This is a genomic window from Pseudomonas sp. R11-23-07, assembly GCF_003852295.1.
Taxonomy (GTDB): Bacteria; Pseudomonadota; Gammaproteobacteria; order Pseudomonadales; family Pseudomonadaceae; genus Aquipseudomonas.
Map to the genome: position 1 here is coordinate 409,669 of NZ_CP027761.1, position 17,471 is coordinate 427,139.

A 17,471-nucleotide genomic window follows, 5' to 3' on the forward strand; every position below is an offset into this window, starting at 1 on the left:
GCCCCGCTGCAATGAGAACCTGACAATGGACGTCCGCCAATTCGCCTTCCTGGCCCGCCAACCTTCTGCCGCCCTGAAGCCGCGCAACGCGTTCTTCGGCCTGCCCAAGCGCGGGCTGGCGTTGATCCTCGCCAACGCGCTGTTCTGGCAGCCGCTGTTGGCCCAGGCTGAGGGCATCGTGGTCAGCGCGCCGGGCACCACGGTGGGTGCGGCGGGCAATGGCGTGCCGGTGGTGAATATCGCCACGCCCAACGGCGCGGGTTTGTCCCATAACCAGTTCCAGCAGTACAACGTCGGCCCCAACGGCGTGATCCTCAACAACGCCACCGGCACCCTGGTCAACACCCAGCTGGGCGGCTACATCGTCGGCAACCCCAACCTCAAGGGCGGCGCGGCCAGCGTCATCCTCAACGAAGTCAACGGCGGCAGCGCCAGTCAGTTGCGCGGTTATACCGAAGTGGCGGGGCAGTCCGCGAAGGTCATCGTCGCCAACCCCTACGGGATTACCTGCAGCGGCTGCGGCTTTATCAACACGCCGAACGTGACCCTGACCACCGGCAAACCGGTGCTCGACCCGACCGGCCAGCTCAAAAGCTACCAGGTCGACGGCGGCGCCGTGACCATCGACGGCGAAGGCCTGAACGCCAGCAACGTCGACCGCTTCGACATCATCACCCGCTCGGCCAAGATCAACGCGAAAATCAATGCCCGCGAACTCAACGTGATCGCCGGGCGTAACGACGTCGATGCGCAAAGCCTGAAAACCAACGTCCGCGCCGATGACGGCAGCGCCAAACCCGAGCTGGCGATTGACTCCTCGGCCCTGGGCGGCATGTATGCCGGCGCGATCAAACTGGTGGGCACCGAGGCCGGTGTGGGGGTGAAGCTCGACGGTACGCTGGCGGCCAGTGGCGGCGATATTCAGCTCGATGCCAATGGGCGCTTGAGCATGGTCAATGCCAAGGCCAGCGAAGCGGTGGTAATCAAGGCCGACCAGTTGGATGCAACGGGCGCGGTATATGCCGGTACCCGAATCGATGCGCAAACCACCACAGGGATGAGCAACCAGAAAAGCCTCGCCGCGCGCGACAGCATCAGCCTGACCAGCGGCGGGCAGGTGATCAACAACGGCATCATCGAAGCGGGCGTGAATGGCGATGAAAGCCGCAATACCAGCGGCGACGTCCACCTGACGGCGGCGAGCCTGAAAAACACCCAAAGCGTGGTTGCCAGTCGCACCCTGATGGTGACCGCTGCGCAGACCCTGGATAACCAGGGCGGCACATTGAGCGGTGTGAACACCGTGGTCAGCGCAGGCCAGCTCGATAACCGGGGCGGCCGGGTTCTGGGGGCCGATGCGCTCAAAGTCAACGCCACCGGCCTGGATAACCGCGCGGCTGGCTTGGTGCACAGTGATAACGGCACCGACGTCACGGTGACGGCTGCCCTGGATAACCAGAACGGCCGAGTGATCGGCCTCAAGAGCCTGGCGCTCAACGCCGGGCAATTGACCAACGATAACGGCTTGGTCGCCAGCCAAGAGCAGGCCCAGGTAACCGCCGGAGCGTTGAGCAACCGAGCCGGCGAAATCTCCGCCCAGCAAACCACCCTTAGCGCCACGTCGCTGGATAACCGTTCCGGCAAACTGCTGGGCAGCCAACTCAACGTGACCGCCAGCGGCGCCATTGATAACCGCCTGGGGATTTTCTCCGCCACCAGCCTGCTGACGGTGCAAGCCGCAAGCCTGGATAACAGCGACCAAGGCTCCGTCGCCAGCCAGGGCAGCTTGACCGCGACCATCGCCGGGCTGCTCGACAATCACAATCAAGGCAACCTGGTCAGCCAAGGGGCCCAGCAGGTTCGGGTCGGGCAGTTGAACAACGCCCAGGCTGGACTGGTATCGAGTAAAACCACCCTGGCGCTGCACGGCGATACCCTGGCCAACCAGGGCGGCCAGGTGATCGCCGATGGGGCATTGACCCTGACCGGCGGTAGCGTCGACAACAGCAATGGCGGCCAACTGAGCAGTCATAGCTGGTTGACGCTCAATGCCAACCAACTCGACAACAGCGCCGGTCGGATCAGTGCCAAGGGTGATCTGCAGGCCACCGTCGGCGTGCTCAACCAGCAAGCGGGTGAGCTGGTCAGCGAAGGCGCGCTGAGCCTTATTGGCACCTCGGTGGACAACCGCAACGGCGGCTTCATCGCCGCCACCAACGGCGTCGACCTGCGCAGCCAGAGCGTGCTCAACCAGCAAGGCGAGATTTCCAGCCAGGCCAAGGTGCTGCTGGTGGCCGATCAACTGAACAACAACGCCGGCAAAGTGATTGGTGACAGCGGCTTGAGCCTGACCGTGCAACGCCTGCTCAACCAGAGCAAAGGCCTGCTGGCGGGGCGCGACGGCCTCGTGCTGAACGGCGGTCAACTGGATAACAGTCTGGGCGGCCGCATCACCAGCCAGAAAGACCTGAACATCAACCTGAGCGGCGACCTGCTCAACCATGACCAGGGCACCTTGCTCAGTGAAGGCACGTTAACGGTCAAGGCTGGCACCCTGGACAACCGCCAGGGCGGCATTCTGTCTGCCGCCAACGCGCTGTCGATCACAACGGACGGCCAACTGAACAATCAGGCGGGCAAGCTGCTGGCCGATGGCACGGCCACCCTGGTCAGTGCTGCGCTGAACAACAGCCAGGGCGGTGTGATCAGCGCCAAGCAACAGGTTGATGTGCGCAGTGCGGGGCTGGACAACAGCCAGCGCGGCAGCATCAGCAGTGACGCCGGCATCACCCTGAATGCCGGGCAACTGGACAACAGCCAGCAAGGTTCGATCTTTGCCAAGTCCACGGTCAAGGCCACCCTGACCGGACTGGACCAACATGATCGTGGCGAGTTGGTCAGCGATAGCCACATCGATCTGGATTTGAGCCACGGGCAACTGCTCAACCGCGACCACGGCCTGATTGCGACCCCCGGCCAATTGCTGCTGAGCAACCTGGGCAGCGTCGACAACAGCCAGGGCGGCGAGATTTCCAGCACCCAATCCTTCCTGCTGACAGCCGACGCGCTGAACAACCGCGGCGGCAAAGTCATCAGTGGCGACAGCCTACAGGTGCGCATCGCCAAGGCGCTGGATAACAGCGTTGAAGGTGTGTTGTCTGCCAAGAACCTCCTGCAGGTGGATGCGGATAGCCTGGACAACCAGGCCGGTGGCGCCCTCGCCAGCCGTGGCGCGCTGGACCTGAAAGTCACCGGCCTTCTGGACAACCATAACCAGGGGCTGATTTCTGCCGCCACTGCCCTGAATGCCACGTCGGGCGCATTGAACAACAGTGACAAGGGCCGGCTTTCTGCCGGCACGTTCCACACCCTTAATACCGGCGCACTGAATAACTCCCAGGGCGGGCAACTGGTCAGCGATGGCAGCCTGACAATCACCGCCGCCAATGTGGATAACCGCAGTGGCGTGATCGGCAGCCAGCACGCCTTGAACCTGGCCGTCGCCAACCTCGACAACGCTGCGGGCCTGATCAACAGTCAAAGCGACCTCACCCTGGCGGGCCAGCGTGTGGACTCAAGCCAGGGCGGGGAAATCTCGTCCAAGGGCGACTTGAAACTCACGATCCAGAAGCTGATCCAGCGCCAGGGCCGCTTGATCGGCGAGCGCGCCGTGAGCCTCGATCTGCAAGGCGGTGATCTGGACAACAGCGCGGGCTTGATCAGCGCCAAAGGGCCGTTGACCTTCGCGCGCCTGGCCAACCTGACCAACCGTGAACAAGGCGAAATCTCCAGCCAGACGGCGTTCAGCGTGGCGGCCAAGCGCATCGATAACGGCGATCGCGGGGTCATCCTCAGTGCCGATCAATTGCGTCTTGAAGCCGATGCCGTGGTCAACGCTGACAAGGGTTTGATCTCTGGCTGGAATGGCCTGACCGTCGTCGGCGGCAGCCTGGACAACAGCGCCGAAGGCACGTTGTCGAGCAAGAGCGGCATCTTGCAAACCACGCTCACCGGCACGCTGGATAACCACGCGGCAGGTGCTCTGGTCAGCCAGGGCAAGCAAACCATCAGCGCGGCCAGCCTGAACAATGATCAAGGGATCATCTCAGGCCAGGCGGATGTCAGCCTCACCGTCGTCGGGCGCCTGGACAACAGCAACGGCGGCTTGATTTCTGCCGGTCAGCACCTGGACTTCAATCATGCCCAGAGTGAAATCCTCAACCGTGGCGGCCAGATCAGTGCTGCCAGCATCACCCTGGTTGGCCAAAGCCTGGACAACAGCGCCGGTCAACTGATCAGCCAGGGCACCCTGGAAGGCACCCTCAGCGGTGCGCTGATCAACGCCAACAACGCCCGCCTGGCCAGTGGCGCAGCCTTGCTGCTGAACGCATCGAGCCTGGATAACCGTGGCGGCCAACTGGTCAGCCAGGACCGACTCGACCTGACCCTCGCCGACGATCTGGATAACCGCGACAAAGGCACCCTCGCCAGCCAGAAAGACCTGGTGATCAAGCTGTTGGCCGGTGACATCAACAACCAGCAGGACGGCCTGATTTTCAGCCAGAAGGGCAAGCTTGATCTGGCTGCGCGTACCCTGAATAACCAGAAAGGCACGCTGCAAAGCCAAGTCGATAACCGGCTACGTCTGAGTGGCGCCCTGAACAACCAGGGCGGTCGGGTCGACAGCCTCAGTGGCAACCTGGACCTGCAAACCGCCAGTGTGGTCAACACCGCCGGCGGCATACTCAACAGCAGCAAGGGCTGGATCAAACTGGTCAGCGGCCTGTTCGACAACGGCAGCGGGATCACCCAGGCGCAATCGCTGGACATCACCGCCAACGGCGGCTTGCTCAACCAACTGGGGCACCTCTCGGCCCTGGCCGGTGAAAACCGCATCGTCACCAGCACCTTCAATAACCAGGGTGGCGGTGTGTATGCCGACACCTTGCTCAAAGTCACGGCCCAGGATTTCGATAACCAGGGCACGGCTGCCGGCAACGGCGGCAAAGTCGGCGCGCGCACCATCGACTTCGGCCTGACAGGCGCCCTGAGCAACCGCTTTGGCCTGATCGAAAGCGACGACACCCTAAGCCTCACCGCGCAAACCATCAGCAACGTGGGCGGTACCCTGCGGGCCATGGGCCGCACCGGTTCCACCCGCATCAGCACACTGGGGCTGTTCGATAACCACCTGGGTGCGCTGGAAAGCGCCAACGAAGAACTCAACTTGCAAGCGGCCAGCCTGGACAACAACGGCGGGCGCATCGTGCACACCGGCAGCGGCACATTCGACCTGACTTCCGACCAAGTCACCCGAGCCGGCGGCAGCTTCATCACCAGCGGCCAACTGGACATCACGGCGGCCAAGTGGACCAACAGCAGCGTGATTCAGGCCGCACGCCTGAACCTCGACATCGGCGAGTTCACCCAGACCGCCAGCGGCCAGTTGCTGGGCGCACAAAGCCTGACCGGCATCGGCGGCACCTGGACCAACGAAGGCCTGCTGGCGAGCGATGGCACCCTCAACCTGACACTGACCGGTGGCTACAGCGGCAACGGTCGGATCAGCAGCCTGGGCGCCATGAGCCTCACCAGCGCCGGCATGGACCTCGGCGATAACGCACGCATTGCCGGTGGTGCACTTACCCAGATCAATAGCACCACCCTGAACAATCGCGGACGCCTGACCGCCATCGGCGACCTGACCGTCAACGCCACCACCTTGAACAATTACGGCACCCTGGGCGGCGCTGGAAAGGTCCGCCTGAACGCCACTCACCTGCTCAACGACAAGGGCCTGATCTTCAGCGGCAACGACATGACGTTGCGTGTCAGTGATTTCAGCAACCGCTATGGCGACGTCTACAGCCTGGGCGGCCTGGACATCGCTCGCGACGACGCCAATGGGCGCAGCGCCCTCATCGAAAACGTCTCCGGCACCCTGGAAAGCGCCGGCAACATGCGTTTGCTGGCCGACACCCTGAGCAACCGTCGCGACCAGTTCAGCACCGAAATGAAACTGGTGTCGGGCAGCTTCGACACCTACTACGACGACTTCTGTGACGGCAAGGGCTGTGAAGTGCACTTCCGCTCGGTTGAGCGCTACGAGGATGTCGTCATCGGCAGTTCCCCCACGGCGTACATCTCGTCGGGCGCAGGCCTGACCGTAGGCGCGCAAACCGTCGACAACCTCTACAGCTCCATCTCGGCTGCGGGCAATATCCAGATCGATACCGGTGTACTGAACAACACAGGCGCAGCCGGTGGCGAGGATCGTCACTTCGACTCGGAGTTCTATACCCGCAACGACAGCGTCTACAACACGTTTATCACTCGCAGGAACCAGTTCAACCTCTACAACAACCCCAACTCGGCCGACTACCGTCCCGGCGAAATGACCATCGCCAAGCTGAGAGACGGGATCGGTAACTTCTACAACGATTCCAGCTATGTCGTCGCCACCGCCGGACGTGTGATTGCCCCTGCTGTTATTCAGGCCGCTGGATCAGTCACCGTTAACGCCACGCAGCAAATCAACAACAGCGTGATCCGCGCCAACGCTACGGACATCAATACGCCGACGCAAAACCGCAACACCAACTCTGACGTGTTTGCCTCCACGGTCAAACCGGCGATCACCGCGCAACTGCCACCGGACCTGGCCCAGCGCCAGGTCAACCCGGTTACCTTGCCCGGTTTCAGTTTGCCGACCAGTCAGAACGGCTTGTTCCGCCTCAGCGGCCAGGCCGCGAAGGCCGGCGCAGCGGGTAAAACCGCCACCGGCAGCGGTGACTTCAGCGTGAACGGGCGAGTGGTCAGCGCCGCCGAGCGCGAGAAAACCCTCGACTACAGCGCCGTGCAAGAGCGCGGCTTCAGCCTCGATGGCCAGCCGGTCAGCGACGCGGTCAACGGCCAGGGCCCGCTGGTGCTGGACGGCCGCGCGCCTTCGGTCACCCGCGTGCAGGGTGTGCCAGACATCGCCCCGGTGGACAACAGCCACAAATACCTGATCGAAACCAACCCGGCGCTCACCGACCTCAAGCAGTTCATGAGCTCCGACTACCTGCTCGGCAAACTCGGCTACAACCCCGACGCCAGCTGGAAGCGCCTGGGCGACGGCCTCTACGAGCAACGCCTGATCCGCGAAGCCGTGGTGGCGCGTACCGGCCAGCGCTACATCAACGGCATCGCCAGCGACGACGCGCTGTTCCGCTACCTGATGGACAACGCCATCTCCTACAAGGACTCGCTGAACCTGCAGCTCGGCGTGTCGCTCACCGCAGAACAAGTGGCGGCGCTGACCCACGACATCGTCTGGATGGAAGAGGCCGAGGTCAACGGGGAGAAAGTCCTGACCCCGGTGTTATACCTGGCCCAGGCCAACAACCGCCTGGCGCCCAACGGTGCGTTGATCCAGGGCCAGGACGTCAGCCTGATCAGCGGCGGCGACCTGCACAACAGCGGCACCCTGCGCGCCACCAACAACCTGAGCATGGTCGCGGGCAACATCGACAACAGCGGCCTGATGCAAGCCGGCAACCGCCTGGAAATGCTCGCTACCGACTCGATCCGCAACAGCCGCGGCGGCATCATCACCGGCCGCGACATCAGCGCCACGGCCGTGACCGGCGACATCATCAACGAGCGCACCGTCACCACCTTCAAGCGCGACGGCGAGAAATTCCAACTGCGCGACGACGTGGTCAGCGATGCGTCGCGCTTCGAAGCAACCGATACCCTGCGGCTTAACGCCGGCCGGGATGTGCTCAACGTAGGCAGCACTCTGAAAGCGGGCGGCAACGCCAGCGTGACCGCCGGCCGCGACGTAGTGATCGCCAGCCAGACCGAAGAAGACAGCGCCGCCTACCAGCGCCGCCGGGTCAAGAGCACCGAGCAAACCCTGCTGCAACACGGCTCCAGCGTGGAGGTGGGCGGCAACCTCGCCATCGACGCCCGACGCGACATCGCCGTGGTCGCCAGCACCGTCAGCGCGGCCAAAGACCTGAGCGTCAAAGCCGGCGAAAACCTCACCCTGGCCGCCGCCGCCAACGAACAGCACGATTACTCCAAAGGCAAAAAAGGCGACACCAAAACCACCACTCAACTGGACAACGTCACCCAACAAAGCGCCGAACTCAAAGCCGGCGGCGACCTGATCGCCGTAGCCGGCACCGACCTGACCCTGGTCGCCAGCAAAATCAGCGCGGGCAACGAAGCCTACGTGCATGCCGACAACGAACTGCAACTGCTGGCTGCGCAAGACAGTAACTACTCGCTGTATGACATGAGCAAGAAAGGCGGGTGGGGCAGCAAGAAGACCCAGCGGGATGAAGTGACCGATGTGAAGAACATCGGCAGCGAGATCAAGACGGGGGGAGACCTGACGCTGGAGAGTGGTGGGGATCAGAAGTATCAAGCGGCGAAGCTCGACAGTGGCGGGGATATAGCGATTGTCAGTGGCGGGGCGGTGACGTTTGAGGCGGTGAAGGATTTGCGTGACGAGAGCCACACCAAGAGCAAAGGTGACTTGGCGTGGACGAGTTCCAAAGGCAAAGGCAACACCGACGAGACGTTACGCCAGACGCAGATGATTGCAGAAGGTAGCGTCGTGATTAAAGCCGTCGATGGCTTGAAGATTGATATCAAGCAGATCGATCAGAATACGGTTAGCCAAACGATTGATGTGATGGTTAAGGCCGATCCGCAACTGGCTTGGCTGAAGGAGGCTGAGAAGCGCGGAGACGTAGATTGGCGCAAGGTCCAAGAAGTCCACGATAGCTTCAAATACAACAATTCAAGTTTGGGTGGTGGTGCGGCGCTGGTCATCGCCATCATTGTCACTTATTTCACCTGGGGAGCGGGTGCGGGGCTTGTGGGAGCTGCCTCCACAACTACGACAGGGCTCGCCGCAAACTCGGTGTATACCGCTGTAGCTATAAAAGGCGCGACAAGCACGATTAACAACAAAGGAAACTTAGGCGCTATCGCCAAAGATGTGACGTCTGGTGAAAGCCTGAAAGGCTATGCAATCGCAGGGGCCAGCGGTGCTATCGCGAAGTTCGTCGGAGTCACTGGTGAATTCACCGCAGCAGATCTGGGGAGGCAATTGGCGGTCAATTCGGCGTTGAGAACCGTCGCCAATGGCGGCAGTTTTACTAAGAATATCGGTCAAGCAGCTATTGATCTGACCGCCAGTCTTCTTTCTGGAATGATTTACGAGCGTGTGGGCACTGAGCTCAGTGGTTCTGGTCTCTCCACAAAAGTGGCGGTGCATGCGATTGTCGGGGGGCTGATCGCAGAAGCGGCAGGGGGGATTTTGCTTCTGGTGCTATTGCAGCTGGTGCGAATAAAGCGTTGATACAGACTTTTGGGGCGGAGATATTTCCTGGGGAGGCTCATGAGCGCGTATTGGCGTTGACCTCACAGTTGATCGGGATGACGGTCGCAGCGGGAGTTGGGGGCAGCAGTAAGGACCAAGAGGTTGCTGGATGGGTTGCGCAGCAAGGTACCGTTTACAACTATCTGGAGCAGTCGGACATTAAGGCGTTTGCTTCCGGGATGAAGAGCTGCGGTACCGATGAAACATGTCAGAAGAACAAATGGGACAACGAGCGGTTTAACGAGGAAAGCCTATACAAAACTGAGTACGCGATGGGCATCACCAGTTCTCTCCTCGCTAAAGACAAACTGCCTGGAATTATTGTCGCGTTGGATGACCTGATGGCAATGCAATGCCAGACACAGGTTTGTGAGAGTTACAAAACTGAGTTGGTGGATCGATCTGTAGCGGCTGCAGAACATTTGGCCAAGCAGATTGCAGACTGGGGTCCTTCGATGGACCGGCTAGCCTTGATAAGCGGCGGTGGGGCCGGTGGTGGTAGAGTCGAGTCTAGGCCTCGGTTGCCAGGGGATACCGATCCCGTAGGGCTGGCGCAGCTGGAAAAGGCGATAAAGTACTTACAAGGTGCCAAAACGACTGCAACGCCACGTACGCCACTATCAGGTCCTACTGAAAACTGGAAAACCTTTGTTAATGCTGAAAAGCAGATTCAACTAGAAGCAAGGGCTGGGCAGCGTGTAGATCAAGTTATCAATGAAACTCTCTCTGGTAAGAAAAACTTCACGAGCTCTATGACGCTCACAACCGATGAAGCCCTATCAGCAGGGCAGAAATATCTCGGTCCCGAGTACAGGGAAATCGGTAAGCCTGGCTCTGGGGTATTCCATAGCGCTGATGGCACCAGGGAATTTCGTATAGACTCAGGATCTATATCAGGAGCACACGCTCCAGGAGTTCCGCATGTGCATTTTGGAGTTAAAGACCCTTTAACTGGAAAATATGTTTCTAATAATCACGTTCCCTATGCGGACTAGGATATAAATATGTCTATTAGACGGGAGGGTATAGTCGTTGCAGGCGAATATTCCGGCTGGAAAGTTCTTATTGAGGACGACCGTTGTGGCGACACTGGCGGGTATTATCTTTTCTTGAAGAAAAGTGAAGCTGAGGGGTTTGACTACTGGTTCGAGCATGAGGCTGGACTTCACGCTCAGCTAGTCGATTTTGAAGTGGAATGGATAGATTAGTATGCTTAATCAGCATCATTGTTAGTTCGCCTTTGAGAATGTCTAGACCTGGAACAGGTGTAAACCTGTTTCAGGTCTAGATACTGTTATTTGGGAAAAATGGGACGAATTTATTTGATCAATTTTTTTGGGGCAGATATAGGCTGAAATTTTGACGGCTCTTTATAGTGTTGAAGCGTTCTTTAATAATTTGGATTTATTTTTGTGCTTGCATAACTCTATGCTTAGCCAATCTGGGTGTCTATAAAAAGCCCCATTTATTTATGAGGGGGCAAGTATTTAAGATGTAAATAATGGATGGGGTAGGTCACAATTTTAGTATAAAAGCGTGGTGGTCTACCCTCATCTCCTTTCCTCTATTAATAATCAGACGGCTGCTGGGGTATTTTTCTCAGAGCATCGTTTACTAGAAGTAGCGCGTTTTCAATTAGCTGGGCCAAACCGAAGGTTTGAAGCCGCTGTGATCCGCTTGAAGCGAATGCTTGTTCATTAGCCATAGCTGACGCCGAAGCTAAAAGCTCACTTGCATTTACTAATGCTTCTTCGGAGCTCAAGCCTAGCTTTACGTTGAAAACACTGGCAGGGCAGTCTTCATCATTTACTTGTGTTTTCATGAGCGACACTCCAATGCATCACACATTGAGCGAGCCTTAACGGCAGAGCGCGAATACCTCATCACGACTTTTACTTCAATAACTCGACAGTTTCGATTTGTAGAAAACATACACTCGATCCTCAGACAGTTAAGGGACCACCACCGTCGTTGCGACACGAGTGGGTGGTGGACCGTGCGAGGGTCGCAAACCGGTGTCCGAGGGTACCGGCCGGGCAAAAGCCCGCCTCACACGGTCCACCATAGATGCGGTAAGCAGGCACAAAAAAGCGCCAGCTACAGAGCTATGGCGCTACCGCGCCTCAGACTACTTCAGGTTGCGACACCCGGCCACAGGATTTACTGCGACGGCGAATCCTAGTCAAGTTACTTCCTATGGCTCAACCTCGTCAGGTCGTGGGAAAAGTCCGAAGCTCGTGATCACGGCAATACGTCTTCAAAAAAGATTCAGTTTTCCGACCGTCCGGCCAGCGCTATATCAACAGCATCGCCAGCGATGACCAGCTGTTCCGCTACCTGATGGACAACGCCATCTCCTACAAGGACTCGCTGAACCTGCAGCTCGGCGTGTCCCTCAGCGCCGAACAAGTCCACGACATCGTCTGGATGGAAGAGGCCGAGGTCAACGGCCAGAAAGTCCTGACCCCGGTGTTATACCTGGCCCAGGCCAACGGTGCGTTGATCCAGGGCCAGGACGTGAGCCTGATCAGCGGCGGCAACCTGCACAACAGCGGCACCCTGCACAACAGCGGCACCCTGCGCGCCACCAATAACCTGAGCATGGTCGCGGGCAACATCGACAACAGCGGCCTGATGCAAGCCGGCAACCGCCTGGAAATGCTCGCCACCGACTCGATTCGCAACAGCCGTGGCGGCATCATCACCGGTCGCGACATCAGCGCCACGGCGGTGACCGGCGACATCATCAACGAGCGCACCGTCACCACCTTCAAGCGCGACGGCGAGAAATTCCAGCTGCGCGACGACGTGGTCAGCGATGCGTCACGCTTCGAAGCAACCGATACCTTGCGGCTTAACGCCGGCCGGGATGTGCTCAACGTACGCAGTAATCTCAAGGCTGGCGGCAACGCCAGCGTGACCGCAGGCCGCGACGTAGTGATCGCCAGCCAGACCGAAGAAGACAGCGCCGCCTACCAGCGCCGCCGGGTCAAGAGCACCGAGCAAACCCTGCTGCAACACGGCTCCAGCGTGGAGGTGGGCGGCAACCTCGCCATCGACGCCCGACGCGACATCGCCGTGGTCGCCAGCACCGTCAGCGCGGCCAAAGACCTGAGCGTCAAAGCCGGCGAAAACCTCACCCTGGCCGCCGCCGCCAACGAACAGCACGATTACTCCAAAGGCAAAAAAGGCGACACCAAAACCACCACCCAACTGGACAACGTCACCCAACAAAGCGCCGAACTCAAAGCCGGCGGCGACCTGATCGCCGTAGCCGGCACCGACCTGACCCTGGTCGCCAGCAAAATCAGCGCGGGCAACGAAGCCTACGTGCATGCCGACAACGAACTGCAACTGCTGGCTGCGCAAGACAGTAACTACTCGCTGTATGACATGAGCAAGAAAGGCGGGTGGGGCAGCAAGAAGACCCAGCGGGATGAAGTGACCGATGTGAAGAATGTCGGGAGCGAGATCAAGACGGGAGGTGACCTGACGCTGGAGAGCGGTGGGGACCAGAAGTATCAAGCGGCGAAGCTCGACAGTGGCGGGGATATTGCGATTGTCAGTGGTGGGGCGGTGACGTTTGAGGCGGTGAAGGATTTGCATGACGAGAGCCACACCAAGAGCAAAGGTGACTTGGCGTGGACGAGCTCCAAAGGCAAAGGCAACACCGACGAGACGTTACGCCAGACGCAGATGATTGCAGAAGGCAGCGTCGTGATCAAAGCCGTCGATGGTTTGAAGATTGATATCAAACACATCGATCAGAACACGGTTAGCCAGACGATTGATGTGATGGTTAAAGCCGACCCGCAACTGGCTTGGCTGAAAGAAGCTGAGAAACGTGGAGATGTGGATTGGCGCCAGGTTAAAGAGCTGCACGACAGTTTCAAATATAGCAATTCAGGCTTAGGCGCCGGCGCACAAATCATCATTGCGATCATTGTTACGTACTTCACGATGGGGGCCGCCAGCGGCGTAATTGCCTCTGCGGGGGTGGGGACGTCGATGGCGGGTGCCACGGCTGCTTCTACCGCCGTGTCTGCTGCAGGCTGGGCCAATGCTGCGGGCAGCGTCATAGCGGGTGGCATGGCGAGTAACGCTACGATCAGCGCCATCAATAACCGTGGCAACCTGAGCACCGTCTTGAAGGATGTTACTTCCAGCGACGCGATGAGGGGCTATGTAGTATCCGGCGTCACGGCTGGCTTGACTGCTGGTGTATATGACAAATGGACCGGCACTCAGACCGGTACTTCCACTGCACTACCCAACTCAGGTGCGGTTGCGACCGTGAGTCCATTGAGCACTTGGCAAGGCGTGGGGCAGTTCACGACTAACCAGGTACTGCAAAACGGTACGTCCGTATTGCTGGATCGAGCACTGGGAGGGGAGGGCCGCCTGGGTGATGCGTTGCAAAATAGCTTGGCCAATGCATTCGCAGCCTACGGTTTCAACCTGATTGGTGATACCACCAAAGGTCACTTGGCCGATGGGGCATCGCCAAGATCGGGCTACATGCAGTGATGGGCGGGTTGGCGGCTGAGGCCTCGGGAGGGGATTTCCGCACGGGCGCCCTGGCAGCTGGCGTGAATGAGGCATTGGTGGATAGCCTCGCCAAGAACTACGCCGACATGCCCGATGACCAGAAGAAACGTTTGCTGGTCATGAATTCGCAGGTGGTCGGCGTGCTAGCGGCGTCGGTACAGAGCGGTGCTGACGCTGAAAGTCTGCAAACTGGGGCGTGGGTGGCGGGTACTGCAACGCAGTACAACTACCTGGGCGACCATCAAAAGGCTCAAAGAGAGAAAGAACTGGCAGAAAGCGAAAATCCCCTAGAAAGACTCAGGATCAACACGAAGTGGGAATTGATCGACGCCGGGCAGGACGCCAGCTTTGCGGGTGGTGCAGTGGTTGGGGTGCCGGAAGGGGTACTTGATACGATCAAGGGCATCATGGAAGCTGCCGGCAGCCCGATAGAGACGTTTCGGGCATTGAAATCCGTGTTTGAAAGCGGCGATGTGCTAGCTAATGTCTCGGACGTCATGAGGCAGTCCTACGTCGCACGAATTGACAATCTGGAAGCGGAGTATGAGAGAGCCGGGGCGAGTGGATCATTTAACGCAGGGCGTGAAACCGGAAAGCTGATAAGCGAGGTGGTGGCGCTTGGGACGGGAGTTGGGGGAGCGCTAAAAAGCGGAGCCTTGCTCGTCGAAAAGGTCACTGCTAAGGTTGTTAAAGTTGAGTTGGCGGCTGCAAAAGGGGCGGGCGCAGCTGAAGTTCCGGCTACTTCTGCAATTGCGCGTGTTGGGCTTAGAGACGATCTGGCCGCCCAAGCAGGGATTCCTCGAAATATTGCTGAATCGCCGTCGAGCATGTGGGGTAAATCGATTGATGACATCAAAAACAGTCGCTAACGCTTGATGGTGCGAGCGTTACGCCGAAAGCACCATTGGCTGGTACTTCAGGTAAAGCACAGGTCTTTAACGTTGAAGGACACCCGACAATAAAAGAGGTAGAGTTCCACCCGGGCGGTGGAACCCACGGTGATAGTCCGTACTATAAGCTTGTTAGTACTGAGAAAGTTGGAAATAAAAATATAGAAATACGGGTAATTGATCCGTCGCCTGATTTTAGTCCAGGTACTATTACGCGTTACCAACAATATTATGATACCCAAGGAAATCGTCTGAAATATGAGGGCGGTGAGTGGAAGGGCTGGAAGTGATCTATGAGAAATTTATTCCCTGATTTGTACTCTGACCTTGTTCCAGGTATATCAGCAGCAGGATTCTCTTTAGGTGAATCGTTTTCCAGTGTTAGCGAAAAAGTTGGGGAGGTTGAGTGGTACGGTCCGGAAGTGGCTGTTCGTGACATTCTCCTTCAAAATAACGCTTGGGTCGGCATTAAGAGACGGATCGGCTTCGGTAATGAGTTTTTATCTTCATATCGATTTATGAATGAGGCCGTCTCGCTGTACTTCGAAAGTAGCGGAAGGCTTTATAGAATTGCGGTAGGTGAGGGGTATCGTGGAAAATTTAATAGTGTCAGCGTGGGGGATGATCTTCGGGCCTTAGAGATGGAGTTCGATGTTTTGTTTAATGATGCGGACGATGACTTCCTTATAAAGAAAAGTGGGAGCATATTGATGGGGATTAGTTTTGTTACAGACTACAGAGCATCCTTGGAAGATGCGCCAGAACAAGTTATCAAATTTATATCAATACATGACTGGTCTTTTCGATAAGAATAGTGGGCAGATCACGTTCTTCAAATGTCCATCAAATAAATTTGCCAGCCAGAGAAGAACTAAAGAGTTAGGGCAGCGATGAGCATGGAAGACGTGGTGGCTGACAGGCTTGGAAGCATCGCTGCGGATGGGTTTGATATTTTCAAAATGTCAAAAGAGGCGCTTGATATTTATCAAGATCCAAGCTTTTCACTCACAAAAAAATTAGATCTTGCGTTGTTGTCACTAATGGTAATGATCGAGGGGCCAGAGTATGAGATGACAGAAAAAGAGTTTCATGAACTTTTATCTGATATTCGCCAAATGTAGTCTCTTCAATATACCTATGTCAGGCGTTATCGACACCGGCCTTGCGCTGGCGTTTTTGCACGTGCGCCGGGCATGACGCGCTGCGCGCGAGAGGAAAAATGGGGTCAGACTACTATTCTTCTGGCGGAGCACTAAACGTGGTCTGACCCCTTTTTTTACTTGCGGACACAACTCTTGCGGTATGGTTTTGGATACGTTGGGCAAGGAGGTTGATATCGGATCTCTTATCCAAAGGATTGCGCCTTCTGAGGGTGGGATTTACGCTCGAGATGTTGCAAGCCTTATGACTTCTGAAGGTGTTCCTGCAAGTGCCTTTGGGAGCAGAAATGTTGCTGATTTGGCTAGGTACACCGGTGATGGAACTCCGGTGGTTGTCCGCATTGTTGATAACACGAAAGGTACTGACTTTTCCCATTTTGTTGTGGTGGATGGGGTTACAACTAGAAATGGAATCTCCGTTGTAGCTATTCGCGATCCGCATGGGACCCAATATTTTAGTCCCGTCAGTACCTTTCAAAGAAATTTTTCAGGTGAGGTTGTTGTTCCTCGGAGTGCACTTAAGTGAAATTAAACATTGACTTCCCTGAAAACATGATCACGGATGAATTACTCAGGCAGGAACGAATACCCTGCTTTTGCAAGGTTTCAAAAGAATTTGAGATTTCGTTTTCGGATACTGTTCCTGAGTCATCGGGGGTGGTATCAGAATGGGATCGTAGAGAGTTGGAGTTAAGAGCCGTTGCAGGGGCGGGCGGTCGATATACGCATTTTGCTAATGGTTTGATTACATTGCAGAGAATTAATGAAGGCATTTACAAGATCCTTGAACTTGAGATGTTTTATAGAAGTTACGGCTGGTGCGCTGTCTTACGTGGTGGGGAGTATGCGCCTCCCGGAAATTTTTGGGATGAAGAGTAAAGACTTTCTGATGAATGCTAGGCTAGGGATTCAATTGCATGAACGGACTCTCCTAGTCGAATTTCGAATCCAATCATTGATATGGTTTAACTGAAGCTCCCTAACTTTGTACCACGCTAACACCGGCATTGTGCCGGTGTTTTTGTAGCCGGTCTGCACCCCCTTTTGCCGCCTTCCTGCACCCATCCTGGGGAAAAATGGGAGAAATGGGGTCAGACTACTATTCTGCTGGCGGAGCACTAAACGTGGCCTGGCCCCTATTTTTTCTCTTCTGGCAGAACACTAAACGTGATCTGCCCCTATTTTTTTACCGATTGAAATGGAGAAAAAGCGTGAGGAAAAGTAGTCATCTATTCTTAGTTTTTATTTTTCTAGCCGGGTGTGCACCGTCTCACTCTGCATGGACGACTAGTAGAGATACTTGGCCCGGATCAAGTTTTAATTCTCATGTACATGGAATTTGTTCTCGAACTCCAGGTGCATGTAGAGACTCATTTTGGTCTCCTGTAAATAACAACAGGACATTTGATCGTGTTCTCGAGGAGGCCGGTGGAAAGCGTTATTACATTACCTGGATTAGGGATTGTCGATACTCCGTTCTTGTATCTCCGAAGG

9 protein-coding genes are annotated in these 17,471 nt (G+C 57.1%); 8 read left to right on the forward strand and 1 reads right to left on the reverse strand.

Annotated features, from left to right (window positions below):
• Positions 1–25: 25 nt before the first annotated feature.
• Both C4J84_RS01720 and C4J84_RS26320 read left to right on the forward strand, forming a co-directional pair.
• Positions 26–9,358 carry a filamentous hemagglutinin N-terminal domain-containing protein gene (locus C4J84_RS01720; protein WP_124434835.1) on the forward strand — a complete coding sequence of 3,111 codons (9,333 nt, stop codon included), beginning with the start codon at positions 26–28 and terminating at the stop codon, positions 9,356–9,358.
• 50 nt (positions 9,359–9,408) lie between these two features.
• A complete protein-coding gene (locus C4J84_RS26320) occupies positions 9,409–10,374 on the forward strand; it encodes a hypothetical protein (protein ID WP_177412737.1) in 966 nt (321 codons plus the stop codon).
• A gap of 572 nt (positions 10,375–10,946) precedes the next feature.
• Here the strand turns inward: C4J84_RS26320 and C4J84_RS01735 are convergent.
• Positions 10,947–11,201, reverse strand: coding sequence for a DUF6124 family protein (locus tag C4J84_RS01735; protein ID WP_124434837.1), 255 nt, complete (start codon positions 11,199–11,201; stop codon positions 10,947–10,949).
• 518 nt (positions 11,202–11,719) lie between these two features.
• On the opposite strand from C4J84_RS01735, the gene C4J84_RS01740 reads away from it, so the two are divergent.
• From C4J84_RS01740 to C4J84_RS01760, 6 genes are all read left to right on the forward strand, one after another.
• Entirely contained in the window at positions 11,720–13,906 is a 2,187-nt protein-coding gene (locus tag C4J84_RS01740; protein ID WP_305955458.1) for a DUF637 domain-containing protein, read from the forward strand.
• 77 nt (positions 13,907–13,983) lie between these two features.
• A complete protein-coding gene (locus tag C4J84_RS26585) occupies positions 13,984–14,796 on the forward strand; it encodes a hypothetical protein (RefSeq protein WP_305955459.1) in 813 nt (270 codons plus the stop codon).
• A 314-nt stretch (positions 14,797–15,110) separates the two neighbouring features.
• Positions 15,111–15,626, forward strand: coding sequence for a hypothetical protein (locus C4J84_RS01745; RefSeq protein ID WP_124434838.1), 516 nt, complete (start codon positions 15,111–15,113; stop codon positions 15,624–15,626).
• A gap of 81 nt (positions 15,627–15,707) precedes the next feature.
• The gene (locus C4J84_RS01750) at positions 15,708–15,938 is read left to right on the forward strand and encodes a hypothetical protein (RefSeq protein ID WP_124434839.1); all 231 of its coding nucleotides are present in this window, start codon (positions 15,708–15,710) and stop codon (positions 15,936–15,938) included.
• A 142-nt stretch (positions 15,939–16,080) separates the two neighbouring features.
• On the forward strand, positions 16,081–16,503 hold the full coding sequence (locus C4J84_RS26640) for a cysteine peptidase family C39 domain-containing protein (protein ID WP_372238203.1): 423 nt from the start codon (positions 16,081–16,083) through the stop codon (positions 16,501–16,503).
• Complete coding sequence (locus C4J84_RS01760; RefSeq protein ID WP_164487810.1) at positions 16,500–16,856, forward strand: hypothetical protein; 357 nt, start codon at positions 16,500–16,502, stop codon at positions 16,854–16,856. The genes C4J84_RS26640 and C4J84_RS01760 overlap by 4 nt, the downstream gene beginning before the upstream one ends.
• The last annotated feature ends 615 nt before the right edge of the window (positions 16,857–17,471 follow it).